The 24,794-nt window shown below is 63.7% G+C and carries 37 protein-coding genes and 1 tRNA gene; all 38 read left to right on the forward strand.

The annotated features are described in order from the left end of the window. Positions 1–16: 16 nt before the first annotated feature. The 38 genes from EHO51_RS16100 (at position 17) to EHO51_RS16280 (ending at position 24,788) form a co-directional block, all read left to right on the forward strand. Entirely contained in the window at positions 17–820 is an 804-nt protein-coding gene (locus EHO51_RS16100) for an AAA family ATPase (RefSeq protein WP_124739722.1), read from the forward strand. Beyond that, entirely contained in the window at positions 820–1,083 is a 264-nt protein-coding gene (locus EHO51_RS16105; protein ID WP_124739723.1) for a hypothetical protein, read from the forward strand. Before EHO51_RS16100 ends, EHO51_RS16105 begins: the two co-directional genes overlap by 1 nt. Continuing rightward, complete coding sequence (locus EHO51_RS16110; RefSeq protein WP_124739724.1) at positions 1,080–1,700, forward strand: hypothetical protein; 621 nt, start codon at positions 1,080–1,082, stop codon at positions 1,698–1,700. The genes EHO51_RS16105 and EHO51_RS16110 overlap by 4 nt, the downstream gene beginning before the upstream one ends. Then, positions 1,697–2,119, forward strand: a complete 423-nt coding sequence (locus EHO51_RS16115) for a transcriptional regulator (protein WP_245434635.1) — start codon at positions 1,697–1,699, stop codon at positions 2,117–2,119. The genes EHO51_RS16110 and EHO51_RS16115 overlap by 4 nt, the downstream gene beginning before the upstream one ends. Beyond that, positions 2,112–2,519, forward strand: a complete 408-nt coding sequence (locus EHO51_RS16120) for a hypothetical protein (RefSeq protein ID WP_124739725.1) — start codon at positions 2,112–2,114, stop codon at positions 2,517–2,519. The genes EHO51_RS16115 and EHO51_RS16120 overlap by 8 nt, the downstream gene beginning before the upstream one ends. Beyond that, a complete protein-coding gene (locus EHO51_RS16125) occupies positions 2,516–3,352 on the forward strand; it encodes a helix-turn-helix domain-containing protein (protein WP_164479419.1) in 837 nt (278 codons plus the stop codon). The genes EHO51_RS16120 and EHO51_RS16125 overlap by 4 nt, the downstream gene beginning before the upstream one ends. Then, positions 3,330–3,860: a host-nuclease inhibitor Gam family protein gene (locus EHO51_RS16130; protein ID WP_124739727.1), complete on the forward strand. Its 531-nt coding sequence runs from the start codon at positions 3,330–3,332 to the stop codon at positions 3,858–3,860. Before EHO51_RS16125 ends, EHO51_RS16130 begins: the two co-directional genes overlap by 23 nt. Continuing rightward, positions 3,857–4,054 carry a hypothetical protein gene (locus tag EHO51_RS16135; RefSeq protein ID WP_124739728.1) on the forward strand — a complete coding sequence of 66 codons (198 nt, stop codon included), beginning with the start codon at positions 3,857–3,859 and terminating at the stop codon, positions 4,052–4,054. Before EHO51_RS16130 ends, EHO51_RS16135 begins: the two co-directional genes overlap by 4 nt. Continuing rightward, positions 4,051–4,245 carry a hypothetical protein gene (locus EHO51_RS16140; RefSeq protein WP_124739729.1) on the forward strand — a complete coding sequence of 65 codons (195 nt, stop codon included), beginning with the start codon at positions 4,051–4,053 and terminating at the stop codon, positions 4,243–4,245. The genes EHO51_RS16135 and EHO51_RS16140 overlap by 4 nt, the downstream gene beginning before the upstream one ends. Beyond that, a complete protein-coding gene (locus tag EHO51_RS16145) occupies positions 4,242–4,925 on the forward strand; it encodes a regulatory protein GemA (protein ID WP_124739730.1) in 684 nt (227 codons plus the stop codon). Before EHO51_RS16140 ends, EHO51_RS16145 begins: the two co-directional genes overlap by 4 nt. Further along, positions 4,925–5,185 carry a hypothetical protein gene (locus EHO51_RS16150; protein WP_124739731.1) on the forward strand — a complete coding sequence of 87 codons (261 nt, stop codon included), beginning with the start codon at positions 4,925–4,927 and terminating at the stop codon, positions 5,183–5,185. The genes EHO51_RS16145 and EHO51_RS16150 overlap by 1 nt, the downstream gene beginning before the upstream one ends. Continuing rightward, complete coding sequence (locus tag EHO51_RS16155) at positions 5,182–5,403, forward strand: hypothetical protein (RefSeq protein ID WP_124739732.1); 222 nt, start codon at positions 5,182–5,184, stop codon at positions 5,401–5,403. Before EHO51_RS16150 ends, EHO51_RS16155 begins: the two co-directional genes overlap by 4 nt. A 106-nt stretch (positions 5,404–5,509) precedes the next feature. Continuing rightward, on the forward strand, positions 5,510–6,319 hold the full coding sequence (locus EHO51_RS16160) for a hypothetical protein (RefSeq protein WP_124739733.1): 810 nt from the start codon (positions 5,510–5,512) through the stop codon (positions 6,317–6,319). Then, entirely contained in the window at positions 6,316–6,732 is a 417-nt protein-coding gene (locus tag EHO51_RS16165) for a hypothetical protein (protein WP_124739734.1), read from the forward strand. The genes EHO51_RS16160 and EHO51_RS16165 overlap by 4 nt, the downstream gene beginning before the upstream one ends. Before the next feature lie 106 nt (positions 6,733–6,838). Further along, positions 6,839–7,819 carry a glycoside hydrolase family 19 protein gene (locus tag EHO51_RS16170; RefSeq protein ID WP_124739735.1) on the forward strand — a complete coding sequence of 327 codons (981 nt, stop codon included), beginning with the start codon at positions 6,839–6,841 and terminating at the stop codon, positions 7,817–7,819. A gap of 58 nt (positions 7,820–7,877) precedes the next feature. Continuing rightward, complete coding sequence (locus tag EHO51_RS16175; protein WP_124739736.1) at positions 7,878–8,654, forward strand: hypothetical protein; 777 nt, start codon at positions 7,878–7,880, stop codon at positions 8,652–8,654. Between the two features lie 12 nt (positions 8,655–8,666). Beyond that, positions 8,667–8,795: a hypothetical protein gene (locus EHO51_RS21265; RefSeq protein WP_275548821.1), complete on the forward strand. Its 129-nt coding sequence runs from the start codon at positions 8,667–8,669 to the stop codon at positions 8,793–8,795. Between the two features lie 96 nt (positions 8,796–8,891). Further along, entirely contained in the window at positions 8,892–9,293 is a 402-nt protein-coding gene (locus EHO51_RS16180; protein WP_124739737.1) for a hypothetical protein, read from the forward strand. Then, a complete protein-coding gene (locus tag EHO51_RS16185) occupies positions 9,290–9,589 on the forward strand; it encodes a VpaChn25_0724 family phage protein (protein ID WP_124739738.1) in 300 nt (99 codons plus the stop codon). Before EHO51_RS16180 ends, EHO51_RS16185 begins: the two co-directional genes overlap by 4 nt. A gap of 1 nt (position 9,590) precedes the next feature. After that, entirely contained in the window at positions 9,591–10,169 is a 579-nt protein-coding gene (locus EHO51_RS16190) for a phage protein Gp27 family protein (protein WP_124739739.1), read from the forward strand. Further along, positions 10,166–11,791, forward strand: coding sequence for a hypothetical protein (locus tag EHO51_RS16195; RefSeq protein WP_205788974.1), 1,626 nt, complete (start codon positions 10,166–10,168; stop codon positions 11,789–11,791). Before EHO51_RS16190 ends, EHO51_RS16195 begins: the two co-directional genes overlap by 4 nt. Continuing rightward, on the forward strand, positions 11,785–13,470 hold the full coding sequence (locus EHO51_RS16200; RefSeq protein WP_124739740.1) for a phage portal protein family protein: 1,686 nt from the start codon (positions 11,785–11,787) through the stop codon (positions 13,468–13,470). The genes EHO51_RS16195 and EHO51_RS16200 overlap by 7 nt, the downstream gene beginning before the upstream one ends. Beyond that, positions 13,470–14,681 (forward strand): phage head morphogenesis protein, encoded by a 1,212-nt coding sequence (locus EHO51_RS16205; RefSeq protein ID WP_124739741.1) that lies wholly within the window; start codon positions 13,470–13,472, stop codon positions 14,679–14,681. Before EHO51_RS16200 ends, EHO51_RS16205 begins: the two co-directional genes overlap by 1 nt. A 365-nt stretch (positions 14,682–15,046) precedes the next feature. After that, a complete protein-coding gene (locus EHO51_RS16210; RefSeq protein ID WP_124739742.1) occupies positions 15,047–16,015 on the forward strand; it encodes a phage protease in 969 nt (322 codons plus the stop codon). A gap of 37 nt (positions 16,016–16,052) precedes the next feature. Next, on the forward strand, positions 16,053–16,427 hold the full coding sequence (locus EHO51_RS16215) for a DUF2190 family protein (RefSeq protein ID WP_124739743.1): 375 nt from the start codon (positions 16,053–16,055) through the stop codon (positions 16,425–16,427). A 33-nt stretch (positions 16,428–16,460) separates the two neighbouring features. Beyond that, positions 16,461–17,429, forward strand: coding sequence for a capsid protein (locus EHO51_RS16220; protein WP_124739744.1), 969 nt, complete (start codon positions 16,461–16,463; stop codon positions 17,427–17,429). A 12-nt stretch (positions 17,430–17,441) separates the two neighbouring features. Then, positions 17,442–17,717, forward strand: coding sequence for a hypothetical protein (locus EHO51_RS16225; protein WP_124739745.1), 276 nt, complete (start codon positions 17,442–17,444; stop codon positions 17,715–17,717). A gap of 10 nt (positions 17,718–17,727) precedes the next feature. After that, positions 17,728–17,804: transfer RNA gene (locus EHO51_RS16230), tRNA-Met, on the forward strand. Positions 17,805–17,887: 83 nt separating this feature from the next. After that, positions 17,888–18,121 (forward strand): hypothetical protein, encoded by a 234-nt coding sequence (locus EHO51_RS16235; protein WP_124739746.1) that lies wholly within the window; start codon positions 17,888–17,890, stop codon positions 18,119–18,121. After that, a complete protein-coding gene (locus EHO51_RS16240; RefSeq protein ID WP_124739747.1) occupies positions 18,121–18,588 on the forward strand; it encodes a phage protein Gp36 family protein in 468 nt (155 codons plus the stop codon). Before EHO51_RS16235 ends, EHO51_RS16240 begins: the two co-directional genes overlap by 1 nt. Beyond that, complete coding sequence (locus EHO51_RS16245) at positions 18,588–19,073, forward strand: phage virion morphogenesis protein (RefSeq protein ID WP_124739748.1); 486 nt, start codon at positions 18,588–18,590, stop codon at positions 19,071–19,073. The genes EHO51_RS16240 and EHO51_RS16245 overlap by 1 nt, the downstream gene beginning before the upstream one ends. Further along, entirely contained in the window at positions 19,070–19,591 is a 522-nt protein-coding gene (locus tag EHO51_RS16250) for a hypothetical protein (RefSeq protein ID WP_124739749.1), read from the forward strand. Before EHO51_RS16245 ends, EHO51_RS16250 begins: the two co-directional genes overlap by 4 nt. Beyond that, on the forward strand, positions 19,588–20,244 hold the full coding sequence (locus EHO51_RS16255; RefSeq protein ID WP_124739750.1) for a hypothetical protein: 657 nt from the start codon (positions 19,588–19,590) through the stop codon (positions 20,242–20,244). Before EHO51_RS16250 ends, EHO51_RS16255 begins: the two co-directional genes overlap by 4 nt. 11 nt (positions 20,245–20,255) lie before the next feature. Beyond that, on the forward strand, positions 20,256–20,489 hold the full coding sequence (locus EHO51_RS16260; protein WP_124739751.1) for a hypothetical protein: 234 nt from the start codon (positions 20,256–20,258) through the stop codon (positions 20,487–20,489). Positions 20,490–20,500: 11 nt separating this feature from the next. Next, the gene (locus tag EHO51_RS16265) at positions 20,501–20,899 is read left to right on the forward strand and encodes a GPW/gp25 family protein (protein WP_124739752.1); all 399 of its coding nucleotides are present in this window, start codon (positions 20,501–20,503) and stop codon (positions 20,897–20,899) included. Between the two features lie 49 nt (positions 20,900–20,948). Beyond that, a complete protein-coding gene (locus tag EHO51_RS16270) occupies positions 20,949–21,875 on the forward strand; it encodes a baseplate J/gp47 family protein (protein WP_124739753.1) in 927 nt (308 codons plus the stop codon). After that, positions 21,872–22,519 carry a phage tail protein I gene (locus tag EHO51_RS16275; RefSeq protein WP_124739754.1) on the forward strand — a complete coding sequence of 216 codons (648 nt, stop codon included), beginning with the start codon at positions 21,872–21,874 and terminating at the stop codon, positions 22,517–22,519. The genes EHO51_RS16270 and EHO51_RS16275 overlap by 4 nt, the downstream gene beginning before the upstream one ends. Position 22,520: 1 nt before the next feature. After that, the gene (locus tag EHO51_RS16280; RefSeq protein WP_124739755.1) at positions 22,521–24,788 is read left to right on the forward strand and encodes a hypothetical protein; all 2,268 of its coding nucleotides are present in this window, start codon (positions 22,521–22,523) and stop codon (positions 24,786–24,788) included. Positions 24,789–24,794: the final 6 nt, after the last annotated feature.

Here is a 24,794-nt window from a genome sequence, read left to right on the forward strand (position 1 = left end):
ATCAGACGAGGACATAATGTCAGACGCCATTCCAAAAATCAAACCGCCGCCGCCAAGAACGGGTTCATCGAATTTCGCGGCGCTTAAAAACGTCTCGGGCTTTCGGGAACTGGTGGCGCGAGTCATCGATCGAGCGCCGAGCCTGCCGAACATCGGCGTGATGCATGGCCGCTCCGGCGATGGCAAAACCTATGCGTCGATTTACGCGCAGAACAAGACGCGCGCCATCCGTGTCGAGGTTGGCGACACCTGGACCCGCAAGACGCTGCTGACGGCGATTTTGCGCGAAGGCGGCGTTGCGCGCCCGCAGGGCTCGATTCCGGAACTTGCCGAACAGGCGATCGCCATGCTCGCCGAAGAGCCCAGGCGGCCGCTGTTCATCGATGAAGCCGACAAGGTCGTCGACAAGGGTTACGCGGAACTCATGCGCGAGATCGCCATGAGCAGCAATGTGCCTGTGCTGCTCATCGGCGAAGAGGCGCTGCCGCAGAAGCTCGCAAGGATCGAGCGTCTTCACAACCGCGTGCTCGCCTGGTTCGGGGCAGAGCCCTGCGATCTCGAAGACGCGCGCAAGCTGGCCGACCTGCTTTTGCCGGTCGCGATCGGCGACGATCTTCTCGAAGAAATCCGCATTCAGGGCGATGGCCGCGCGCGACGCATCGCCACGTCACTCGACGGCGTATCGCAATGGGCGCGCAACGCCGGCGCCAAAGAAGTGACGCGCGCCAATTACACAGGCCCGATCTACACCGGCGAGCCGCCAAAGGCGCGCGCTTCGCGCCTGATCGTCGCGCGCGCCAAGAATGGGAGGGCGGCGTGATGGCGGCTCCGACGCTCGATCAAATCATTGAACGTATTGCTTCGGCGCCGAGTGCGCATATTGGCGCGATCATGGCCGAACTTGTGGTTGAGGGCGCGTCGCCTGCCCATCTGCTCTCGGCCGCTAATGGACTGGCGTATGCCGCGATCCTTTCAGCTCTCAAAAGATGCCCTCGGGAAGGGCAGAAGGTCATTGCTGAATCGCAGCTCCGTGATTTGAACAAGGCGGTCATGCGCTGGTTTGAGAACGAGGGCCACGCATGACCCGCAAGCCCATTCATATCGAAGTCGCCATGCCCTCTGGGCCCGCGCATTACTGGCGGGAGATGATGGCGCGGCCGAAAGGCTTCACCATTCGCGAAATCGCCCTCTGTTCGGAAGGCGTCGCCTATAAGACGGTCAAGCGCTACGTCGAATTCCTAAAGGCCGGCGGCTTTGTCGTGCGTATCGGCGCAAAGCGCGACGGCTATGCCTTGCAGGCGGTCTACGCCGTCAAGAAGCGGCAGACGAAGCCGCCGATCAAGCGACCTGATCCGCAACGTGCGCCGCTGACCGCCCGCGAGGCGATGTGGAACGCCATACGCGCGCTCAATCAGTTCACCGTCATCGAACTGGCCGTCAGCGCCTCGACGGAGGAGCGTCCGGTCGCGCAGCGAACAGCGGATCATTATGTGCGGGCGCTGCTGCACGCCGGCGTGCTGCAAACCGTGTCGCGCCCGCAGACTCACGAGGGTCACGGCTCGTCGCCCGGCGTCTATCGGCTGGTCAAATCCGCCAACACCGGACCGCTGGCGCCCAAACTCTGCGCCGCCGGCTTCGTCTTCGATCCCAACAGCAATCGCGTCATCGGCGACGCCGTCGTATCGGAGCTGCGCGCATGAACACGGCCGTTAACGTTAATTCTTCACCATCAAAATTAACCACCGATTTTCTCGCCAGCGCGCGCGAAGCATGGGGCGACGCGCTGCCCGACTGGGTCGAAGAGCTGGCGAAATTCGCAACGGCGACCTCGGGCGTTGCCGCCGCGAAGCGGATCGGCATGTCCCCCTCGGTCGTCACCAGCGTCTGCAGGGCGCGCTACTCGGGCGATCTCGCGGCGGTCGAGGCGCGGGTGCGTGGCGCGTTGATGAATGAAAGCGTCCACTGTCCCGTTCTTGGAGAGATCGGCCGCGATCATTGCCTCGACGAGCAGAAGAAGCGCCACGTCGGCTCCAGCGCCGCGCGCACGGCGCTCTTTCACGCCTGCCGCAGCGGTTGTCAGCACTCGCGCCTCAAAAGCGATGGAGGCCACGATGCGTGAGCCTCATCTTTCTGCCGACATCGGCGCGGTCGCCGAGATGATGCGCCATTGCGCCCTTGAAGGCCGCGACATGACGCCTGAGGGGTGCAGTTTTGTTGCGGGCGCGCTCGACCAGCTCGCCTTCGAGGCGCGCACGCTCGAGGCCGGTTACGAGCGCGAGGAGAGGTGGCGCAAGGCCGCCGACGCTCGAGTCGAGGCGTTGACGACTCCCGACCATGTCGCCAAAGCCAGGCGAGAGATCGCGATCAGTGATGGCCGCCGCGCCGGCAACATCGTCGATCTTCGCCCATATCTCGACCGCGAATGGCCACAGGACGCGAGCGGTCGGTCTGGACCGGAGCGAGCGTCAGAAAACTCCGCCGCTGTCGCGAGCGACGGCGGAAATGGAGACGCGGCATGAGCGCGCAGGTCCAAATCGCCGACATCCTGGACGTCGTCTGCAGTCGTTACGGGGTTCGGCCTGAGGAGATCAAGAGTCCGCGGCGCAAGGCGGAGCTGAAGACGCCGCGGCAGATCGCCATGTATCTTTCGGATAGGCTCGCGCAACGCAATCTCGTGCAGATCGGCGCGGCGCTTCTTCGCGATCGCACGACCGTGCTTAGCGGGATCCGCAAAATCGAGGCGAGGGTAGAAGAAGACGCGGCGCTGCGCGCGACGGTCGGAGAGCTGGAAATCGAGGCGCTCGCGATCGCCGGTCTGCGTGCGCAGGGCGTGTTGCCGCAGCGCGCAACGATCGATGCGTTCCTGCTCGCTGAAAAGATCGTTCGCTCCGGCGATCGCTTCGCGATGCAGGTTTCCGTTGAGGAGACGCGCGCGCTGGCCGAGGCGCTTTTGGCGCAGCGCGCCGCGCAGGAAGCGCTGAGCGAAGACGAGGATGTCGAAGCAGCGTCCGCAGCGCCGACTGCGCCCATCATGCTCGATGTGCCGATCCCGCTGCCGCCGACTCTCGCCGAGGTCGTTTATGACTTCCTCGCGGCCGAGGCGGCCTATCGGCGAAGTCCATCGCTCAATGTGAGAGCGGCGCGCGAGCGCGCGATCGCACCGCTGCGCATGCATGCCGGCGAGTCCGCCGTCGCCGCGCTGCTCAACGCCTATGACGCGCTCGTCAGAGCCGAATATTCGCTCGCCGAACGGGAGGCCCAGGAGCGGTTCCAGGCCGCCGTAAGAGCCCTTTCAAGACGATACTCAGAACTCGTTAAGGAGCCCGCCAATGTCGAAAAAGCCCAAGGTTAAAACGCGCGGCGCCAATGTCCCCGTGCCGCAGTCGCGCGAGGAAGCCGCCAGCTTCATTCACGACATCGGCGTGCGTCAGCGCGAGATCGCCCGCATTGAAGCCGACATGAACGATCGTATCGCCCAGGCGACCAAGGACGCCGAAGCGACGGCGAACCCGCTCTCCGAGGAGGTTGACCGACTGACCGAGGGGCTACGCATCTGGGCTGACGCCAATCGCCAGACGCTCACCGGCGGCAAGCGCAAGTTCGCCGATCTCGGCACAGGCAAGATCGAGTGGCGCCTAACGCCGGCGAAGGTGACGATCCGCAACGTCGAAGATGTGATCGCCCGTATCAAGACGCTCGGCGTTAACGCCTTCCTGCGCACGAAGGATGAGATCGACAAGGAGGCGATGCTCCGCGAGCCGGCAAAGGCGCGGCTCATCACCGGCGTTTCGATCGGGGCTGAAGGCGAACGCTTTTACGTCGAGCCCTTCGAGGTCGAGATCAAGGGAGCGGCCGAATGAACGCGCCCACGAAAGGCTCGCCGATCGAGATCGTGCTCGCCGACAACGCAGGACGCAAGGACGTCCTTCGCGGCGTGCTGCTCGGCCGCTTCGACGGCGATCATGTCGAGGTGAAATTCGACGATCTGCCCTTCAAAGCCATCGTCGATCGGCGTCTCGTGCGCAAGCTGCAGGCGGAAGGAGAGGCGTCATGAAGATCAATCTGCGCAAGACGCAGCTGGCCGCCCGCTATGCGCTATGGCTGGCGCTGTTCTTCTTCATCAGCGTTCCGGCGCTGGCGTTCGACGCGATCGCCACCATCGCGCGGCGCGTCGCCGATCGGCTTTGCGATGTCGCCGATTTCGCCGTCGCGCATGGTCGCATGCTGCGGGAGCAGCTGCGATGACGACGGCCGCGCAGACCCGCGCCATCCACGCCCTGCTGCGGCAGATCCCGCACTACACGGACGATGACTATCGCGCGCTGCTGACGCGCGAATTTCGTGTCTCCTCCTCCTCGCTGCTTTCGCAGGCGCAGGCGGCGAAGCTCATCGAGATTTTGAAAGCGCTGGCCGGTCAACATCCGCAGATCAGACGCGCGAGCGAGACCGTCTCCGGTCCTTATGCTGGCAAGCTCAGGGCGCTATGGATTTCCGCCTACAATCTTGGCGTCGTCGACAGCCGCGACGATCGCGCGCTGATCGCTTTCGCCGAACGGCAGACCAAGATCGCACATCCGCGCTTCCTGCAAGATCACCGCGACGCCAAAAAGGTCATCGAGGCGTTGAAAGCCATGATGACGCGCGAAGCCGGCGTCGAATGGCCAGAGTCGGACGACGTCGACGTCGCCAAGCGCGAGATCGCCTATTGCGTCGCGCGCAAATGCTTCGACGCTGGCGTCTTCACGCCATTCATCAAGGGCAAGAGCTTCGACGAGACGTGGGCGTCCGATTTCCCGGCCTTCGGCTATCGCTGCGGCTGTCCGGCCGGCTTTGAATATTACTCGGCCGAACATTGGGACCGGCTGGCCAACAGGCTCGGCGCGCGGCTGCGCAAGCGCGTCAAAGCCAAGAAGGAAGCGGCGTGATGGCCCATAAGCTCCTCAAAGACGATGGAGGCTACGACCGCGAGGCGATCGTGCGGCGCGCCAATTCGGAGCTGCGCCGCGCCCGTCGACTCGGCCTCGGTTGGGACCGCGCAAAGTGCCTCGAATACGTCTGGGGCCAGGCGCGCACGCTACGTGCGCAGGCTCAGTGCGTTGCGCTCGCACCGCCGCGCGGCCGGAAGCTACCGAAGCTCAACGCGCCGGCGCGCCGCAAGGGCGGAGTCCTAAAGATTGCGGCATGACCGACGCCCTGCAGCTCGATTTCTTCAAGCGCGCAACCGCCAAGCGGCCCGCGATGATGAGCTTCGCCGATCGCGGCTGGAACGGGCGCGGCGAGCAGATCGCTTTGTTCAAATGTCCGCGCTGCGGAAGTCGCAGCTCCTGGATCACCGTCGCGTCGCACGAAGAGGAGCTGAGGGGCGTCCCCTGTCCGAAATGCAACAAGGAGTGCGCGCGGTGACCGCCGAGCAGTCGATCGGCGTCGGCCAATATGCGGCTAACGTCGATGGCGTGAACTTCCGTTGCATCAACGACCCGCATCGCCACGATGATGTCGGGAGACGAACGTGACTCCGTCGGACAAGGAGCTGCGCCGTCTCGAACTCTTTCCGACGCCGCCCTGGGCGACACGCACGCTGTTTGAAAGCGTGCTTCCCAGAGTTTTTAGCGCGCTGGGCGTTACGCGCATCGGCTCCTGCTGGGAGCCGGCGGCAGGTCTCGGCCATATGGCGGAGACGATCAAGGAATATTGCGCCAATGTGCTGATGAGCGACGTCGCCGATTATCCGCTCGAAGACGGCTCGCGGATGAGCGACCATGGCTTGCAGCTCATCGATTTCGGCTGTGAGCCGTCGGCGAGCGAGCCGGCGCCAGAGCGAGCGGAATGGGTCATCACCAATCCGCCTTTCAGGCAGACCGAAGCCTTCCTTCAACGCGCCTTAAAGGTGGCGTCGAAGGGCGTCGCGCTGATGCAAAAACAGACTTGGCTCACCGGCGGCGAGCGCTACGCGCAGGTCTATCGCGAAACTCCGCCCGATCTCGTCGCGCAATTCGTCGAGCGAGTGCCGATGTGCCTTGGCGGCTATGATCCGCGAGGCTCGACGGCGACCGATTACGCCTGGTTCATCTGGCTGCAGCGAGAGGGACTTGAGGAAGCGGGCCGCGACTGGGCGGAGCGCCGCGAGAATGCGCCGAAAGGCTGGCTCCAGCTGCTGCTCATTCCGCCCGGCCGGCGCGACGCCTATCTGCGCCAGCGCGATCTCGAACTCGCCGAGCGACGCCGCCTGCCTGGCTGGCATCCGGATCCAAAGGTCAGGAAGCTGCGCCGGCGCATTCACGCCGAGCGCGACGCGCGCATGATGGGAGAGAAGTCGTGAAAGCCGACGTCTCTCATCTGCCGCCGCTCCTCGCCGAGATCGCCGAAGTGGCGGGACCTGTGGCGGCGCTGCAGTTGGCGAAGGCCAAGGGCGGTACCGAGTGCTACATACCCGCCCGCGCGCCGGACGATCACTGGCTCGTGCAATGCGTCGGACGTGAGGCGGCCGACAAGCTCTGCGCGCATTTCGTCGCGGCGATCGAGAGCGACTCTGGCAGATCCCGGCATGGCGTGAAGATCCTGCTGCCGCTCGGCGATTCCGGGACGGCCGCCGAGGCGCGCCGCCGCGCCCGCGAAGCGCTCGACAACGGCGCGAGTCTCAGTGAAGCTGCGCGGCGCTCCGGCCTGCATCAGCGCACCGTGCAAAACATCCGCGCGCGGATGAAAGACAAACGGCAAGGCTCGCTCTTTTAGCCGCCAAAAAATCACTCTCCAGAAGGTCTTCGGGGCCAATTCGGGACGCGCCCGCGCGTAGCGTTTCGTCCATGAAAGCCTATCTCGAAATCATCGGCGCGCTGCAATGACCGACTGGAAGCGCGTGCTGCGCGCGATCGCGCCCAAGGGCAAGAGCTGGATCATCAACGGCGTCGCCGACGCCATGCCGCAGATGATTCAGATTGCGAAGCTAACCACGCTGCTGCGCCAAGCGCAGTTTTTGGCGCAATGCGCGCACGAGAGCGACGGCTTCCAAACGACAAAGGAATACGCGAGCGGCGCCGCCTATGAAGGGCGCGCCGACATTGGGAATACGCAACGCGGCGACGGCGTTCGCTTCAAAGGCCGAGGAATTATCCAGAACACCGGGCGCGGCAGCGCTAAGAAACCTCTGTCGGGCTACAACCTTGTGAGCGCGGCTCTGGGCGTTGATTTTGTGAGCAAGCCTGAGCTTCTAGAAAAGTTCCCCTATGCCGCATTGGCGGCGGCGGTCTTTTGGACCTCTAAGCGTCTAAACGCCGCCGCCGACCGCGATGATGTCAATGAGGTCACGCGTCTCGTTAACGGCGGTTACAACGGGCTCGCCCAGCGTAAGGCCTATTTGAAGGCCGCGAAGCGCGCGCTTGCCGCGCCGCAGCCGAAGGCCGCGCCCTCCGAAGAGCAGGTGACAGCGCAGGATCTCCGCAAGACCGGCTCGCGCACGATGGCCGGAACCGACCAGATCAAGAAAAACCTCGCGACAGGCGTCGGAACCGTCGTGTTGTCCGGTGGGGCCGACTATCTCACTCGGGCGGCGGACGCGACGCAGACCGCATCGAATGCGGCGCAGAACGCCTCTGATATCGCCGCGCATGTCCAAAACATTCACGAGGCGACAAAGTCAGCGCCGACCATGTTTGTGGTCGTGCTTGGCTGGGTGCGCGACCATCCTGGCGTGATGGTCGGCGTCAATATCGCGCTCGCCATCGTCCTCGCCTATTGCGTCTGGCGCATCTTCAACGGCGTCGGTCACGTCGAGCGCGCCAAGGTCGATGACGTCAACGCCGAGCTGGCTGGAGGAGAATAGCCATGTGCGGAGGGATTGATCCCCGGCCGTTGCTGCGCTTCTGGCTCGGCGTCGCCGTATGTCTCGCGCTCGCCTGGAAACTCTGGAGCATGTGGCGATGATCTGGCTGCTCTCGAAGCTCTTTGAGCAAGTCTCGGAGCATGTCGCGCCGGCGTTCGATTTCGCCAGCGATCATCGCTACGGCGCCATCGCGCTTCTGTTCGCGATCGGCGCGGCCGCGGCGCTGTTTTTGATGCCGGTCTTCAAGAGGGAGGCGGCGGCGCTGCTAGCCGTCGGGGCGCTGGTCCTGGCGATTTTCGACGGCGGCTATTCGCATCGCGCGGCGATCGACCGCAAGGCGTGGGCGCAGGCAGAAGCGACGCGCAAGGCGGCCGTGGATGCAAAGGTCAGCGAATGGGAGACGGCCGCCAAGGACGTCGCCAGAGACGCCACGGCGCGCGTCGAGGAAGACGCAAGAGCGGCGCAGGCGAGCGATCATTTCATATCCAACCTGACGGGAAGGGACGCGGCTCATGAGCCTGATGCGATGTCGACCGATTTTGGCGCTCGGCCTCTGTTTCTCGATCGCGATTACATTGCCATCGTGCGCGCGCTCGACGCCGCCGGAAATCGCGGCGCCGACCCTGCCCGATCCGCCAAAGAACTTCGGCAAGCCGGTGCCCTTGCCAAGTCCGACCGCTGCGCAGCTCTGAAGGTCTGGGGCCTTAGAAACCGAGCCGTCGCCTCGGAAGCCAACCGCCGCCTCGTGAGCGATGGGCTCTTCTATAACGACGTTCTGCGCAAATTCAGCGCAGAAAGCCGCCGCCGCGTCGCTCCTTCATCCCGTGAAAAATAGGGGCGGGGCGCCGTGAAGGAATTCTTCGTCTCCGGCCAGCCGGACGTCAACGGCGTCCATGCGCTTGTTCGCTTCGCCCTGCTGCTCATCGTCTTCGTGGCGACCGTTTGGAAGCTGAGGAGGCAACGCGATGCGACATGAAACGCGCGACGCGCTCGGCATGGCGCTCGTCGCCGCGATTGGCCTCTCGCCGGTCTGGATCACTTTCTTGGCGTTTCTGTTCTCTGGGAGGTTTTGGTGACGTTCGAATGGGGCACGGCGGGCCAATGGGCGGGAACGGCGGCGGCGATCGTCATCGCAGTCTGGGGAGCGCTGACAAGGCGCGATCAAAAGGCGTTCGACGAATTGAAGCTGAGCGTCAATGAAGCTGTCCGCGATCTGCGCGACGACGACGCGCGGCAGTTTGAACGGATCGACAAGCTCGAATCGGATGTGTCCGCCGTGCAGGTGGAGATCAAGCATCTGCCGACGCGCATCGAGTTCCACGCGGTCGACGTGAAGATCACCGAGATCGGCTCCGTGATCAAGGCGCGTTTCGAGGCGCTGGCCGACAAGATCGACACCGTCATCCAGCAGAACGAACGCGCCCAGGATCGCCTTGCCGAGCGTGAAGACCGGGAGCGGGAGATGCGCCGATGAGCATGGGCGACGTCATTCGCGAACATGCGCGCCTGATTATGCTGCGCGATCTCGCCGAACAGCCGGACGGCCGCTGGAACAGCGAGGCGCTGCGCGAGGATTTGGAGGTCCGCTGGGCGATCAACCGGCCGCGCGCATTCGTCCACGACGAGCTGCGCTACCTGGAAATGGTGGGGGCTGTGACGCTTGCCGAATCCGGCAGCGTGCTGATTGCCTCCATCACCCAGAAGGGCCTCGACCATGTCGAGCGCCGCATCCGCATCGAAGGCGTGAAGCGGCCGAGTCCGGAGGCCTGACATGGCCTCCGCTCGCGGTCGGCTTTCTTCTCTCGATCTCGTTCCCGAAGAGGGACAGGAAGACATCCGCTGGGCCTTCTCGGAGCTGAACAAGCGCGAGCGGTCCCAAAAAGAAATCCTGGACGAACTGAACGGCCGCCTCGTCGACAAGGGGCTCGCCGATTACATCATCAGCAAGAGCGCTTTCAATCGCGCGAGCGTCGCCGCTCATCGCGCTAGCCAGCGCCTGCAGATGCAACGCGACATTTTTTCAGGCCTCGCGCCGCATCTGACCCCAGAGAAGATTGACGAAGGCAATATCGCGCTGGCCGAGTTCATCAAAGCGCTCATCGGCGAGATCATCAGCGAGGCCGAGGGCGCTGGACTGTCGGCCGACGAGGCGATGAAGCTCTCTCGCGGCTTCCTCGCCGTCGTCACCGCGCAGAAGCTCTCGCACGACCGCAAGACGAAGGCCGAAAAGGATTTGGCGACGAAGACCGAAAAGGCGGCCGACGCCGTCGCCAAGGTCGCGCGCGAAGCGGGTCTCTCGGCCGACCAGGTCGCGAAGATCCGTCGGGACGTGCTGGGCGTGCGCACATGAGCGAAGGAACGGGCATGGCGCCCATTCTCCCTCGCGATCCGGCGCGCCTCCCGGAGGAGCTCCCACGCGGCGCGGAGATCCCTGAAGATCACGATCCGCTCGCTGCTGGCGTGCTGATGGCGCACCAGCTCGACTGGATCGAAGACGAGAGCGACCTGAAGGCCGCCGAGAAAGGGCGTCGCACCGGCGTCACTTACGCCGAGGCGCTCGACGACACCCTGATCGCCGCGAAAAAGAAGAGCGAAGGCGGCCAGAACGTCTTCTACATCGGCGACACCAAGGACAAGGGCCGCGAATTCATCGGCTATGTGGCGCATTTCGCCAGGATCGTCGCCGGCGAACTGGCGCAGATCGAAGACTTCATGTTCGAAGACGAGCGCGAGGACGGCTCTTCAAAATTCATTTCGGCCTATCGCATCCGTTTTTCCTCGGGGTGCCGCGTCGAAGCGCTGTCGTCGCGCCCCGAAAACATTCGCGGGCTGCAGGGCGTCGTCGTTATCGATGAGGCTGCCTTTCACAAGGACGTGCGCGCCGTGCTCGACGCGGTGAACGCGCTCCTGATCTGGGGCGGCAAGATTAGGGTCATCAGCACCCATAATGGTGTGCTCAATCCCTTCAACGAGCTGATCCGCGAAGCGAAGGCCGGAAAGACCCCGTTCAAAGTCCATTTTATCCCCTTCAAAAAGGCCGTGGAGAACGGCCTGTTCCGACGGGTCTGCCTCATCACCGGCAAGACCTGGTCGGCCGAAGCGGAAGTCGAATGGGAAGAAAAAATCCGCAGCTCCTATGGACCGCGCACAAGCGCCATGGAGCAGGAACTCGACGCCATTCCGTCGGAGGCGGAAGGCGCGGCGCTCACGCGCGTGCAGATCGAAGCCTGCATGGAGGGCGGGATTCCGATCTTGCGCTGGTCTCTGCCCGACGCCTTCAAGAACTATCCCGAACATGTCCGTAAGGCCGAGTGCAAGGCGTTTTGCGAGCGCGAGCTGAAACCGCTCCTCGGCGCCCTCGATCCGCGCCGGCCGCATTATCTCGGCCAGGACTTCGCGCGCAAAGGCGACGCATCCGACATTCTCGTCGCTGCGACGGACGCCATGCTCACGCGGCGGACGCAATTCATCGTCGAGATGCGCAATGTCCCCTTCGATCAGCAGCGCGACGTGCTCTACTATGTCGGCGACGGCCTGCCGCGCTTTTCCGGCGCGGCGCTCGACGCCACCGGCAATGGCGCCTATCTCGCCGAAAAAGCCGTTCAGCGCTGGGGTGAGCGCGCGCTCGAAGTGAAATTCACGGTCGAATGGTATCGCGTGAACTCGCCGCCCTATATCGAGGCCTTCGCCGATCGCACGATGGTGTTGCCGCGCCATGAGGACGTGCTGCGCGATCATCAGGCGCTCGCTTATGTCAAGGGGATCATCAAGGTGCCCGACGACATGCGCTACAAGGGCGCGGACGGCTTCGAGCGTCACGGCGACACGGCGATCGCCGGCGTGCTGATGTGGCACGCTTCAACGCTCGGTCCTGTCGAATATGGCTATACGCCGGCGCCGCGGGTCGGCAGCGAGCAGCCCGGCGATTGGTTGTTTCCTGAAAACCAAAGCGCGGAGCGATCGATATGGTAGAGACCCGCCGCTCGTCCATTATCGGGCCGGACGGCCAACCTATTATGGTTCCGCTGCTCAAAGGCGAGACGGCCGCGCCCGAGCGCTATGGCGCGCGCGCCCTCATCCATTATTCGGAAGCCTCTGGACTAACGCCGGCGAGGCTCGGCGAGATCATGAGGGGCGCGAATATGGGCCTCGCCAAGCCCTATCTAACGCTCGCGATCGACATGGAGGAGCGCTACCTCCATTACGCCTCGCAGCTGCAGACGCGCCGCCTGGCGCTCGACGGCGTGACGATCTCCGTCTCGGCGCCCAAGGGCGTCAATCCGAAGGCTGTCGATTTCATCGAGAGCCTGATCGCCGATCCGATGTTCCCCGACATGGTCGCTTCGCTCCAGGATGGCGTCGGCAAGGGCTATTCGGTCGTCGAGCCGATCTGGGAATACGAAGGAGGCGCGCTGCGGCCGGTCGTCTATCAGCATCGCGACCCGCGCTATTTCCGCTACGACGAAGTGGGCTTGCGCGATCTCTGCCTCATCGAGGACTCAGGCCTGCCCGGCCCCAGGATCGAGGCGCCCTATTTCATCAAGCATGAGCCCTATCTGCGCGCCGGATCGCCGGTGCGGCGCGGCGTCGCGCGCTCGGCCGCCTGGGCTTTCGTCATGCAGACCTTCGCCCTGCAGGATTGGGCGGCCTTCTGCGAGATCTACGGCATTCCCTTCCGCATCGGCAAATTTCATTCGAGCGCGACCAACGAGGACAAGGCGACGCTGCTGCGCGCCGTTCGCGCCATCGCCAATGACGCCGCCGCCATCATTCCGCAGGGCATGGAGATCGACTTTCAGGAGACCAACGGCAATCGCGGCGAGGCCGTCTTCGGCAATTTCATCAGCTATCTCGACGGGAAAGTCTCTCTGATCATTCTCGGTCAGACGATGACCGCCGAAGTCTCCAAGAGCGGCGGCTCGCTCGCGCAGGCGAAGGTGCAGGAGAATGTCCGCATGGACATCGTGCGCTTCGACGCGCGACAGAACTCGGCGACGGTGAATCGCGATCTGATCCGCCCGGCCGTCGCCATGAATTTCGGCCCGCAGGATATTTATCCGACGGTCCAGATGGAACTCGCCGAGAACGAGGACCTCGCAGCGCTTGGCGCGTTTCTCGGGCAAGCCGTACCGCTTGGCCTCAAAGTAAGCCAGAACTATGTGCGCAAGCGCGCCTCCATTCCCGAGCCGGACGAGGACGAGGAGCTGCTCGGCGCGCCTGCCGCGCAAGCTGACGCGAGCCAGGAGGAAGCGGAGAAGCGGCAATCGGCAGTCGGTGATCGGCAGTCGGAAAAGGGCGCCAAAAAGAAGGACGCTACAGGCAAGAAGGTCGCGGCCGAGCAGCTCGCGGCGCTTGGGACGCGCTGCCCGAGCTGCGGCGAGATTCACGGCACGCGGCTTGCCGCTGATGATCCAACTCAGGCGATCACGGCTCTCCACGACACTGACACGCTCGTCGACTTGGCGCTTACCGACTGGCGTGAGATCCGCGATCCGCTGCTCGCCGGTCTGCTCGCCGCTGTCGGCAGGGCCGAGAACTATGAAGAGGCGCTCGCCAATATCGAAAAGGCGGGAATCGACTCCGCGCCGCTCCAAGAGGCGCTGGCGCGCGCAACCGCCAAGTCGCGCGGCCTGGGCGACGTGAGGGATTGATGAAGCCGGCGACGCGCGGGTTCCAGACGCCGCCCGAAATCACCCGCTATTTCGAAGAGAAGAGCCTCAAGCCGGCGTTCTCCTGGCAGGATGTCTGGGGCCAGGAGCATGCCTATGCGTTCACCGTCGCGAAGGCGGTCGACCTTGAATTGCTGACGCTCTTCAAGACCAGCATTCAGCGCGCGATCGACAAGGGCGAGGGGTTTGAGAGCTGGCGCAAGAAGCTCATTCCAGAGCTGCAGGCGCTCGGCTGGTATGGCAAGCGCAAGGTCGACGATCCGACCGGCAAATGGAAGAACAAAATCGTCGACTTCTCACGGCCGGCGCGGCTCGAAAATATTTTCTGGTCGAACGTGCGCACGGCCCGCGCCGCCGGCCAGTGGGAACGCATTCAGCGCACGAAGGCGGGTCTCCCCTATCTCCTTTATGTGAGGACTGCGAGCGCCAATCCGCGCGAGCAGCATCTCGCTTTCGTCGGAATCATGCTGCTGGTCGACGATCCCTTCTGGTCGACGCATTTTCCGCCGAACGGCTGGGGCTGCAAATGCAGCGTTCGCCAGATCACCCGCTTCGAATATCAGCGGCTGGCGTCGACGGGCGATTACCTGTTGGATCCGCCCACGATCGAGACGAGGCCATTCGTCAACCGCCGCACGGGCGAGATCACCCATGTGCCCGTCGGCATCGATCCCGGCTGGGGAACCAATCCCGGATTGTCGCGCGCGAATACGCTCGTCGACAATGTCGCCGCGCGGCTGGAGGCCGCCGGCGAGGACGCAGCGCGCAAGCGCATCGCCGAGATCGTCAATTCGCCCGCGCCGAAACTCCTCATGGGAATCGGAGAGCCATTAGCCTTGCCCGTTGCGACGGCTGGACGCTTTCTTGAGGACATGCGCGCGAAGTCGCGCCTCATTGTCGCGTTCAACGCCACGATGTCTCGCAAGGTCAAAAAGCACGAGCATGTCGATCCTGACAGCTTCCGGCTCGTGCAGCAGATAGTCGACGGTGGCGAAATCATCGACGAGGATCGGGGAGAGGATTTTCGGACTCTCGTCGCTGAGATCGAGGGCGCGTGGTGGAAGCTCGTCCTCAAACGATCGGCGCAGCGCTTCTTGCGCGTGCAAACGTTCCTGCGAACCAACTCGCACGAAATTGGGCGGCTCCGCCGCAAACAGGAGCGGATTGGCAAAACGAAGGCGGGAGAAGCGTGACGGGGAGGACGACACCCCTCCGCGGCCTAGAGGCGGCCGGCTGCTCGGATTTTGCGCCGTCACGACCTCCGATATAGGCCGATCGCCGCGCCCCTTCAACGGCCCGAAATGAGAACCCCCAGAAATGGCCCGCCGGCGCCCGAGTCCAAAAATCCGCTGCGTTGCTGCGCGCGGTTTCGAAAAACGCGCCCACGGCGTTCAATGGGCATTTAACGTCGATTTTAGGGGGAAGGGATTGGGCCCGGCGGGCCTCGGCGTTCATTTCACGCCGCTGAGGGCAAAAATCGCTTCGCGGGTTCGGCGCGTCGCGTGATCAGAAAATTTTCGTAGCCAAGCAGCCCGACGCGCAAGCGCAGTGTGCGCGCATGCAGAACGCTCCGCAAGCCGATTTCGCATTCCACGCGCTCGCCGCCGCGCTCCCCGTCGGGGACGCGCCGCCGGAGTGGATCGCGATTTTTCCGCAGGTCGGCCGGATCGATACCCGCGATGGGAGAACCTACGATGTAGACGCTGCGGCGCTGATTGCGCGCTTCAAGGCGGATGGCGTCGCCGTGCCGATCGACGTCAATCATTCAACGCATCATGCGGCGAGGACCGGCGCGCGCGCCGACGCGGTCGGCTGGATCAATGAGCTGCGCGTCGAAGGCGGCGCGTTGCAAGGCAAAGTCGAATGGCTGGCCGAAGGCAAGTCGCTACTCGCCGCCAAGTCCTATCGGTTCATCTCGCCGGACTTCTTCCACACGTCTGAAGGCGTGACGACTTGGCTGCGCTCGGTGGCGCTCGTCACGGCGCCCGCCCTCGGCGGCCAGAAGGCGCTCGCCGCCGCATCTTCCCAGGAGTCGAAAATGGAAAAGCTTGCCGCCGCGCTCGGCGTGACCGCCGGCGCGAATGAAGCCGCGCTGCTTACCGCGCTCAACGCCGGCTTCGTGCCGAAGGCGGTCCATGACGAGGCTGTCTCCAAACTCTCCGCGTCCGAGACGAAGCTCAAGGACATCGAAGACGCCAACCGCAAGGCGCGCGTCGACGCGCTGATTGAGGGCGCGCTGAAGGAGAAGAAGATCCTGCCAGCCGAGAAGGATCATTACGCGCAGCTCTGCGCCACCGATTCCGGCTTCGAGAGCGTCAAGGCGCTGCTCGCGGCGAAGAGCCCGGCGCTGACCAAGTCCGGCCTCGATGAGAAGAAGGAGCCCGATGGAGACGCTGCGGCGCTGTCGGCGCTCACGCCGACGCAGCTGTCGGCAAAGGCGAAGAAGATGGTCGCTGACGGCGAGGCGGAAGACTTTCTATCCGCCATGATCGCGCTCAGCGACAGGCTTTCTTCGGGCGCCGCCTGAGCGGCTTCCGCCAAGACCTCATCTAAGGACAGCGAATATGAGCGCCAACGCCTGGTTCAAGAGCTTCACCATCACCGGCGCCGCCGGCGACAAGACGATCGTCAAATTCACGGCCAACCGCGGCGAGGTCGCGCCGGCGACGGCGGCGACCGACAAGATCGCCGGCGTGCTGGCGCTCGCCGCGACTGGGGCCGGTCAGGTCGTCGACGTGGCCATGGGCGGGGTTCACGAGGTCGTCGCCGGCGGCGTGATCGCGGCCGGCGATCTGCTGACGACCGACGCCAATGGCGCGGCGGTTCCTGCGGTCTTCGCCGCTGGAGCGGCGCGCCATGTCATCGGCAAGGCGCTCGTTCCCGCCGTCGCCGGCGACATTTTCCCCTATCTCGTGGCGCCTTCCGTCATCGCCGGCTGAGCGGCGGTTAACTCCTAACTCTTCGAGGCACGCATGGCCCCCAACCGCCCCTTCGTCGTCAATCCGGTGCTCACCGGCATCGCCATTTCATATGCCAATCCGGACATCTCGCTGATCGCCGATCAGGCGATGCCGCGCGTCGGGGTCGGCGGCGAGACCTTCAAGTGGACGGAATATCCTCTCGCCGAGGGTTTCACGGTCCCGGACACCAAAGTCGGCCGCAAGGGCAAGGTCGGCGAGGTCGAATTCTCCGGCGAAGAGCGTGACGGCTCGGTCGAAACTTATGGTCTGCAGGACCCGATCCCACAGTCCGACATCGACGCCGCTCGGGCGCAGCGCGAGCAGAAGCTCTCGACCTATGATCCCGAGGCGCGCGCGACGCAGATGCTGACCAAGCTCGTCGAACTTGATCGCGAAATTCGCGTGGCGGCGAAGGTGCAATCCGCGGCGAGCTACGACGCAGGGAATATCATTGCTCTGGCGAATGCGGCCGATCGCTTCGACGTCGATACCGGCGATCCGGAGGCGAAGATTGATCAGGCCCTCAACGGGGTGATGATCTTCAGGCCGAACACCTGCACGATGAGTGAAAGCGTCTGGCAGAAGTTGCGCAAGCAGCCAAAGCTCGTTCAGGCGATCAAGGGCACGACCCAGGGGGCCGGCAAAATCACGCGCGAGGAATTCACGAAATACTTCGAGCTAAAGTCCTTGCTGATCGGCGCCGGCTGGGTGAACACGGCGCGTAAAGGCCAGCCGGCCAATATGCAGCGCGTCTGGGGCAAGCACATCAGCTTCTCCTATCTCGACAGCAGCATTCAGAGAGTGGACGAGGGCGCTGTCACCTGGGGCTTCTCGCCTCAGTTTGGCGGGCGGCTCGCCTTCACGATGTTCGACTCCAATATCGGTCTCAAGGGCGGCAACGTCGTTCGCGTCGGCGAAACGATCAACGAGCTGGTTGTCTGCAAAGCGGCCGGCGCGCTGATCCAGAACGCGATCTCTTAAAGCGGGGCGAACATGGCCAAGAAGCCGCAAAGCGCGACGGCGCCCGACCAGTCTCCGGCTTCGGCGGAGAACTCCGCCGCGCAAGCGGAAAGCCCGGCGACGGAAAATCGGCCGTCGCCGCCGCCGGAGGCAAAGACTCCGCCGAAGCCGGAGCGCAAGAGCTTTGTCGCCGTCTTCAATGTCGTCGACGGCGCCAAGACCTATGCGCCCGGCGAGACGGCGACGCTCACGCGCGCGCAGTTCGATGAGCTGAAGCCCCTCGGCGCGATCGAGGGCGATTGGAACTGAAAATAAGTTCTGCGGGGTGGAGCAGCCCGGTAGCTCGCTTGGCTCATAACCAAGAGGTCGCCAGTTCGAATCTGGCCTCCGCAACCAAAATGCCGACGACCAAAAAAGCCACCGCGGGGCGCGGCGTCCAAACTCGCGCCCCGCGCACGACAGCACGCAAAGGCAGGCGCATGAAACCGACCGTTGGACGCATCGTTCACTACTTTATTGAGGACGCCAATAGGCAAACGCCTGGCATGGGCCAAGGCCCCTATGCGGCGATCATCACCCGCGTCCACAGCGACGTCATCCTCGATCTCATGGTCCTGCAGCCCGCCGACGCGCGTCACGCCGGCAGCGTGATCAAGCTCGAAGAGGCCTCCGAAGATTCGGTGAGCTACTGGACCTGGCCGCCGAGGATCTGATGGCTGAACCCTTCGCAACCAAAGACGACGTCCAAGCGCGCTATCCAAGCGACGCGGCGCTGCTCTGCGCCGATGAGACGACACGCGAGCCGGACTGGGCGCGCTTCGACGCGGCTCTTGCCGACGTCTCTATGGAAATCCGCATCATCCTGCAGGCCCGATATACGAGGGCGCAGCTTAATGATCTCGACGCCGAGTCGCTTGGCGCATTGAAGCTTTTTGCGATCGACATGGCGATGTATCGCGTCGCCGTGACGTTTGCGCGCTCCACCGAAGAGATCAAGACGCGCTACGACATCGCGGTCACGCGGTTAGAGGGCGTCGCTTCCGGCAAGAAGGGCTCGCTCACGTTCAACTCCTCGGGCAGCGGGTCGGTCGACGGCGCGCCGACGACGGGCTCGCCAGGCGAAGCGATCGTCGTCGCCCCCGAGCGCCAGTTCTCGCGCGCCTCCATGAGGGACTGGTGATGGACTTCGGCGTCAAAATCGAAGTCGACAAGCATGATCTCGCCGCGATCAGCGCGCTGGTGACGGGTCTTTCCGACTTCGACGCCGCCCCGCTCGTCGAAGAGATCGTGCAGCTTGGCGAAAACCAGACGCGCAAGCGCATCGAGAGCGGCGGACCGGGTCCTGACGGCACGAAATGGTCGCCGAATAAGGAAGGCACGCCAATCCTGTTTCGCACTGGCCGCCATCTGCATGACAGCATCGCTTCCACCTCATCGGGAACGAGCGGCGAATGGGGTGCGGCCTGGGAATTTGCGCATGTCCATCAGGAAGGCGCGGTCATTACGCCAAAAAGCGCTGGCCGCCTCGTCTTCATGCTCGGCGCCAAGCGCGTCTTCGCCAAGAAGGTGACGATCCCGGCGCGTCCCTTCGTGGGCGTGTCGGCGGAAGACGCCGAAGAGATCAAGGAGCTTGTCACTGATTATTTCGGGAGGCTCCTGCCGTGACGACGCTCACCCGCGCCGAGCTTCTGGTCAATGCCCGCGTCAAGGGATTGCGCGACGCCATCGTTTCGAGGCTGAAGTCGCGCTTCGTCGATCTCGACGTGAAGTCGCATCTCGGCAAGCTCGACATCAGCGACGTGCTCGAAAAGGGAACGTTCAACCCTCCGTCGATCGCCGTGGCGGCGACGCGCACGAAGCCGGAGGGGCGGCTCTCCGGAGCCGATGATTTCGTCGTCGACCTCACCGCCTATGTGGTCACGGAAGATCTGCTCGTCGGCGGTCGACGCGTCGAGCGCGACGAAATGGCGCTCGCCATCTGCGAAGGCCTGCTGCTGTCGCTGACCGACGACGACTTCACGCGTTGGGACATGGAAGACGTCGGGCCGCCCGAAGACGCCGAAGCGAAGCCGCTCTTCACCATCAAGGCCGTCGCACAAGGCGTCGTCTATTACGCCGTGACCTGGAAACAGACGCTCTTCCATGTCGCGCCGGCGAACTTCTTCACCGGAGGCGACGCGTGAATCTTTACGCCTCCGAGCTCCGCCGCCTGCGCCGCGAGTCGGTGCGCGTCAATCGCCGCCTGGCGCTTTCTCATGTCGAGGGACATGTCGCCGAGCGCGACGAAGAGAAGTGGAAAGTGCGGCTCGAACTCGGGACCGACGAGGACGGCAAGAAAATCCTGTCGCCCTGGGTCAAGCCGCATTCCAACTCTTCGGGCGCTTATAAGAATTCTCCGGCGTTGCCGGCCGTCGGCGACCGCATGCGACTGCATTCGCCTTCGGGCATCATCGGCGCGGCGTCTTACGCGCTTCCCTCTGCTTTCGACGATGAGCTGAAGCGGCCCGAAGGCCAGGGCAAGGACGAGGCCGTGCGCGAGTTTGGCAAGACCCGCGTGTCGCAGACGCAAGAAAATCTCACGCGCAAGACCGAGAAAACGAGCGTCGCGCAGACGAAGGAAAAGATCACGTCAACGACCGAGAAGACGAGCGTAGAGCAAAGGAAGGACGAGATCTCGATCAAGGGCGATAAGAAATTCGAAGCTGAGGCCGACGAAGCGCGGATTAAGGGCAAGACCACCCGCATCCACGGCGAGAGCATCCAGAAGATCAAATTCGTCGCCGGCGACACGACTTATTACATCAACCCGCTCGCGCTCATCGAGACCAGCGCGTGAAGGAGGAGAGGATGAAGAATCCGCAAGCGCCCGAAGAGCCGAAGACCTATGTCACCACCGAACGCGCCGGCTTCGTCGTCGCCGGCCGACGTGTTCCGCCTGTCTACGAGGAAGGCAAGCCTGCGCGGCCGACAGTCGGCTTTGAGCTGAAGCTTCTCGACGCCGAGGCCGAATATGAGCTGGCGCAGAAAACGATCGCGCTCAAGAAAGAACCCAAAAACCCGAAGGCTGAAAAGGCCTCTTAAAAGGCGTTCGCATGGTTCGCTATCGGAACGGGATCGACGCGAGAACAGGCAGGCCGCTTTCCGGTCGCGCCCATCTCGAGCAATCGATTATCAAAATCGTGATGACGATCCCGACCGAGCGCGTCATGTTGCTCGACTTCGGCATGAATCCGACGCGCCACATCGGCCGCAATATCTCAGCGGCGCTGGCGGCGCGCTTCTACCGCGACGTCATCGTCGCCGTGCACGCCTACGAGCCGGAATATCGCATCCGCCGCCTGCAGCTCGTCGTGCTCGACCGCGTCGGCGCTCTCGGCGTGCTGTTCGAGGGGTCCTATTACCCAGAGGGCCGTTTCGGCAATTACGCGATCGTCGAGGGCGTCGATCTCAACCTGCCGCTCTCCGTCGCCGAATTGCGGGGCGTGGCCTAATGCGCATGGCCTCATCTCAAAACCGCTACGCACTTTTGAGGACCATGCAATGATAGTCCTCTCCGCCGAAACGATCGACCTCTCCCGCCTTCCGGCGCCGGACGCCATCGAGCCGTTGGACTATGGAACGCTGCAATCGGCCTTCATGGAGCGTTTTATCGCGGTCTGGGCTGCCGCGCGCGCCATCGATCCGAGCCTGCCGCAGTATGACGTCCAGACGCTCGAAACTGATCCGGCCGTCATCACCAGCGAGGCGTGGTCATATCTGCGCCTGCTTGATCGCGCGCGCGTCAATGATGCGGTGCGCGCCGTGCTCGCGCCGCTCGCCAAAGGCGACGATCTCGACAATGTCGTCGCGCGCGTCAATATCGCGCGTCTCGCCGTCATCCCGGCGACCGAGTCTATACCCGCGGTGATGGAGTCCGACGAACGGCTCCTCCTGCGCTATCTGCTCGCCTTTTCGCGCCCGGCGGCCGGCACGCGCGAGCGTTATCTTTTTGAAGCCTATACGGCGCTCCCGATTCTGCATCACGCCGCCGTCAATGGACGCGCCGTTCACGGCCGCCGCGGCGACATCGACATCGTCCTCGCCGGACCCGACGGTCGCGATCTTACTGACGAGGAAATGTTTACCGTTAGCGATCGCCTGCTCGCGGAAGACGTAAAGCCAGAGGCCGTCTCGGTCATTTGCCTGAGAGCCCAGCGCAGGCTCTATGATTTCGCCGGCGCCCTCGTCGTCGCCAAGGGGCCTGACCTGACCGCGGTCACGAGCGAAGCCGAAGCGCGCATTCGCGCCAGCGCCAAGGAGCGCATGAAGATTGGCGATTTCGTGCCGGTCAATTCGCTCGCCGGCGCCGCCTATGGTCCAGGCGTGCTGCGCGCCAGCGCGACGGCGCCGGCCACTGACGTCTCCGCGAATCCCTACGCAATCCCAATTCTGCGCAACGTCGCTCTCGATGCGGAGGCGCAGACATGAGCCAAAACATGAGTTCTGTCGGCGAACTCCTTCCCGGCGCGCGCGGAGCCTTTGAAGAGGCGGTCGCCGCCGGCATGTCCGACGTTCTGCCGGTTCCGATCGAAGAAATCGTTGAAGCGGCGCGGACGCCAGTCGCCTTCCTTCCCTGGCTCGCCGTCCACTATGGGGTGCGGCTGTGGTTTCCCGATTGGCCGGAAGCACTCAAGCGATTCGTGGTCGACGAAGCGCCGGCGCTCAATTTCGCGATCGGGACGCGCGCGGCTGTCCCTGCCTTGCTTGACTGCGTTGACGCGACTCTCATCGACGCCAAGGCCTATCCGCAACACTTCGTCTTCGGCAGCGCCGTGATCGGCCGCACGACGGTTCGCCATCCGCCCTTCATGGCGCGCTACCTCGTCTACGTCGAAACGTCGACGCCGCGCAGGGGCTTCGTTTATGGGCGCGCGGCGCTCGGCCGCCACGCCGGCCGCACGCCTTCGCGTGAGAAGTTCAAACGTGCGCGCGCGGCGCTGCGTGCGGCGAAGGCGCCCGAGACCGAATATCGCGTCAGTTTCCAGACGAAGCGGCAAATCACCGTCGCCGACGGCGTCCCGCTCGACGGGACATATGCGCTCGGCCAGTTCATCTCGCGCACGAGGCTTTGACATGGATGTCGTGAAATTCAACGAGGCGGAAGTCGCCGAACCGGACGATTGGACGAACATCGGCCTCAACGCTCGGGCGTCTGAAGACGCGCTCGTCGCCGGCGCGATCGACTATCCCACCCATTGGGCGGACTTCACCGTCTCCAATCCCAATGCGCTGGAACTGATCGTTTCACCAGGCACCCTCTTTTCCGAGGGCAAGCTCTATCGCAACGCCGTGCAGACGACGATCAACATTCAGCAATATCTGCCGATCGTCGCCGGCGATAATCGCTTCCTCGCCCTCCTCGCGGACGGCGCGGTAGAAACAACGACTGAGGAGCGCCTGTTCGAGACGGATGCCGAGACGGAGGCGACCATCGCGCAGCAGGCGCCGAAGGTCGAAAAGCGCAAAATCGATTTCACTGTCGCATTCGGCGCGACATCGCCGACCCCTCTGAAGCCGGCGATTCCAGCGAATCGCTGCTGCATCGCCTGGGTCGAGCTGTCGCCGATCGGCGTCGTCGCGATCGAGCCCAATCACGCCGCGCGCGTCAAAACGCTCTACGAGCATGAGGGACGGCTTGTCAGCGTCGAGGGCGAGATCGGCCAAATCTCGGCGTCCGTTCGCACGATCAAGACCGACATCGCCAACATTCAGGCGCGCCTCGGCGATATCCCGTCGCCGGCGATCGTTCGGCAGATGAAGCGTTCGATTGCGCAGCTCCTGGTCGGATCCAGTGTCCCCCCCGAGGCGCTCGCCTATGATTATGATCCGGGTCTGGTCGGCGACAAATGGGACCATGTGCACGCCTCCTGGCTCGCGCGCGTGCACGAAGGCGTGCGATTCGCCTACGCTGCCGAACGCGACATGCAACTCGCGCTCATCGACGATGAGGCGTCGAACATCAGGAAGAGCGGCAATCTCCTCCTGCCGGAATGGACGGAGGAAACGCGGCTTGAAGTCGCCGGCGACGGCGGCTCGGTCAATATTGCCGGCGCGGTCCATACGATCGTCGACGCCATCCAGAAGACGCTGTCGCGCAGCGTCACCGAATATGGCCCGACGGTGACAACTTGCGAGAACGTCGCCGAATGGGCGAATTACTCGATCGGCAAGAACGTCGGAGCGATATTCAGCTACGGCGGAGAGGATTTTGAAATCATCGCCGCGGCGCCGAGCGGCCACGGCATCTATCGATGGATCAGCGTCCGCAAGATCATCACGCGTCAGATCATCGAGACCTATTGGGAATATGTGACCTCGACGGTCGGTCTCAACGGCTCGATCCATGGGCAGCAATGGCTCAATACTCAGCCATCCGTGCTCACCAGCGTCGATCTTAATTTCACGTTGAAGGCCGCGAGCGGGCCGGTGCATTTGCTCGTCTGCGAGTGCTTCGAACATGGCGCGCCGAATTTCAGCGCGGTCATTGCGCGGGTCGAAAAGCAGCCTGAAGACCTCGTCCTCGGATGGAACAAGTTTGCTCTGGCGCCGACGCTGCTCGACGGCGGCAAGCGCTACGCCTGGGTGACGGTCACGACGGGCAATCATGCGCTGGCGACAGTTTCCGGCAACGCCTTCGCGCAAGGCTCGCGTTTCATCTGTTCCGACGGCGTGTGGGCGCAGCCGTTGACGGACAGCGACTTCGCCTTCCGCCTCAATTGCGCGAAATTCGCCAGAACGCGCACGACCTTCGACTTCCAGCCGCTCACGCTCGACGGCGGCATGACCGAGATCCGACTGCTGCACGCCGGATGGGAGGCGGCGGGGACGAAGCTCGCCTGGGAAATCAAGGTTCCCTCGATCCCGAACGCGCAATGGCGACCGCTCACGCTCGATAACGCCGACGGCGCCGACGATCTCAACGGCCTGCCGGCGCTCGTTCAGCTTCGCGCCGTCTTCATGGGCACGACGGACCTGCAGCCGGCGCTCGTGCTCGACGCCTATGCGCGCGGCATGACCTTCCGCAACCGTGGAGATTTCGTCGCAATTAGCGCGGTCATCAATTTCGGCGTCGCGACGACGACGGTGCAGACCGATTCCGTAATCGACGCTTTCGAGCCAGTGAAGCATACGGCGGCGCCGAAGCTCGTTATCGGCGCGACGATCTACACGCCGAGCGTGACCACGATCACCGACGAAGACTCCGATAATGGACTGCGCCGGCGCATCCTCGCGACGTTCACCGTGCCCTCGACAACGACGGCGCGCTACCGGCTCGACATGACGACGACCGAAGTGACCGACATTCCCTTCCTGCAGAACCGCGCGGTCTACGCGCTTTAAGGAGGC

The sequence above is a fragment of the Methylocystis rosea genome, assembly GCF_003855495.1.
GTDB classification, from domain to species: domain Bacteria; phylum Pseudomonadota; class Alphaproteobacteria; order Rhizobiales; family Beijerinckiaceae; genus Methylocystis; species Methylocystis rosea_A.